This is a genomic window from Nonomuraea sp. NPDC050536 (assembly GCF_044457685.1).
GTDB lineage: Bacteria > Actinomycetota > Actinomycetes > Streptosporangiales > Streptosporangiaceae > Nonomuraea.
In genome coordinates this window covers 1-2,213 of record NZ_JBITHD010000051.1, presented here as the reverse complement: position 1 = coordinate 2,213, position 2,213 = coordinate 1, and the positions used below count along the sequence as shown (strand labels likewise).

Genomic DNA, 2,213 nt, shown 5'->3' with positions numbered 1-2,213 from the left:
CGGGCCGCGGCAACGAGCCGGCCAACGGGACCTTCGCCCTGCTCGACATGACGCCCTACGGCCGCCGCGAGGCGTGGGAGGACAACCCCGAGGGCTGGCCCGAGGCTCCTCAGGCCGACTCGCCTGTCGGTGGGCATGGCTCGCCGATCTGCTGGTACTGGCGCACGGACGCCGACGGCGACGCCACCTGGGGCCCGACCAGCCGCCCCGTGCCACAGTGGACCCGCCCCGGCGCGACCCCTGTGGTGACCCTCGGCCGGCACGGCCACGACCACTGACGGGCCTTCGTCGACGGCGTCGGCAAAGGTGTCCGGTGCCGGGCGGAATCTCCGGACGAACGCCCGCCCGCGCGCTCGATCGGTGGGCGGTTCACCCGGAAGGTGAAGGACTCCTGGGAGGAGAGGGGCTGCCTAGGCTTGCCAGTCCTATCAGGAGTTCGGCTGCACGCATCGACTCGTCATGCCCTGCTCATGGCGGGGTAGTGATCGTCCCTCGCGGCGGCACTTCTACCCCGGTTCGGACGATGACCGACGGGCAGTGGGCGCTGCCGCGCCGCTGCTCCCGGCGGCGAGGAGCACCGGCAGGGAGCGAGCGACCCGCCGAAGCCGACGATCGCGCCGTTCCCGGCCACCGGGAGGGCGACCTCACCATCGGCAAGAACCAGTTGTCCGCCATCGGCACCCTGGTCGAGCGGCGGGCGCGGGGGCAGGCCCGAGAAGTGGGACCGACGCCTGGTCCTGGACGCGATCTTCTACCTGGCCGGCGCGTGTCCCTCACGAGCCACAGCGAATGCAGTCCTCGGGCCGTGGCACGACACGTGTCAGGAGTCGGAGTCCTGGGCTCGCTGGCGGCGGCGGGCGCCCGCCACGTGCCTCAGCAACGAGAAGGAGGCCGCCAGCACCACGACGTTGAAGACCATCTGGACCAATACCAGACCGCGGCCGATCTGCCCCTCCGCGTGCACGTCGCCGAAGCCCACGGTCGCCGCCGTGGAGACGGCGAAGTAGAGCGCATCCGTCCTGGTCCGCAGCCCCACGAACTCTGTGCTCCCCCATCGCGCGACCAGGTAGTCCGCCAGCGCGAACATCGTCACCCCGATAACGCTGACCAGGATCAACGTATCGAGCCGCACGACGCCGCTCTCCTCGCTGGCCGCCTCCCGTACGGCCGCAGTCCGCACCCCCCAAGCCACGAACCCGATCCCGACCAAGAAGCCCAACAGCCGCAACCCCACCGCCCATGGCCCCTGCTGAGGGTCCAACGGCAGCAGGTAATACACGGCTATCACCAACGCCACATTCCGCACCGCACGCCACATGCCCCTACATTCGCCACCTCACCGGACACCACAAAGCCCCACACGCCCACCCCACCAGAACTTTGCCCAGCCCCCTGTACGGCGAGCCCTCCAGCGAAGCGCAACACGCAAATCCCCTGAGCCCGGTGTCAACCGCGAACCCCAACCCGATCTCCCGAACCGGGCCCCACCCCACAAACGCCACCCCAGAAGCACCCGCCACCGGGCACACCCACCGAACACGGCCAGGAGCCCGTGGTACGCCCGTCACGGACGAGCTGGCACAGCGTCACAAGCGGCGACATGTCCCTATGGGCGCTGCTCGCGAGGCGCGGAGATGGCCACGTGCCTCATGTCACACGACAAGCACCACCCACTTGCGCACAGAATCGCCGAAGCGGTCACATCGCATTGACGGCACACTCGCCGGCGACTCAGCAACAGGCGACGAATCCAGTCGCGCAAGTATCAGCGGAAACGCGAAAAGCGTCACCCTCGCCACTTAGGAGGCCCCGGAACTGCGGCAATAGCACCCCGCCGCCAGGGGCCACCGATCGGAACCAGCGAGGATCTCCGGGCCCAAGCCAACACCTTGGAAACGCGAAAAGGGCCACCCACACCAAGTACGGCCCTTGGAAAGACGGAGCAAGCCATCTCCCTTGCCGGGGATGGCCGGTCGAGGCACGGGAGGGGTTGCCGGAGGGGTTGCTCAAGCCCTTGGCCGCACCTCTGAAACGGAAGGGGCCGCCCACACCGTAGACGGCTCCTGGAGACCCAGCAGGCCTTCCCCGCTGCCCGAGATGGCCGGTCGAGGCACGCGTGGGGTTGCCCAAGCCCCTGACCGCACCTCTGAAACGCGAAGGGGCCCACCTACACCGCGGATGACCCAGGCAATCGCAGCAAGCCTCCCCGCTAC

The 2,213-nt window shown here is 69.1% G+C and carries 1 protein-coding gene and 2 pseudogenes; 2 read left to right on the top strand and 1 reads right to left on the bottom strand.

All coding sequences use genetic code 11. From position 1 onward, the window contains the following. Both ACIBHX_RS52290 and ACIBHX_RS52285 read left to right on the top strand, forming a co-directional pair. Positions 1–278: pseudogene (locus ACIBHX_RS52290) on the top strand (hypothetical protein); the annotation flags it as partial. A 308-nt stretch (positions 279–586) separates the two neighbouring features. Continuing rightward, positions 587–703: pseudogene (locus ACIBHX_RS52285) on the top strand (IS30 family transposase); the annotation flags it as partial. A 117-nt stretch (positions 704–820) separates the two neighbouring features. On the opposite strand, the gene ACIBHX_RS52280 reads toward ACIBHX_RS52285, so the two are convergent. After that, positions 821–1,288, bottom strand: coding sequence for a potassium channel family protein (locus ACIBHX_RS52280; protein ID WP_397076521.1), 468 nt, complete (start codon positions 1,286–1,288; stop codon positions 821–823). Between the last annotated feature and the right edge of the window lie 925 nt (positions 1,289–2,213).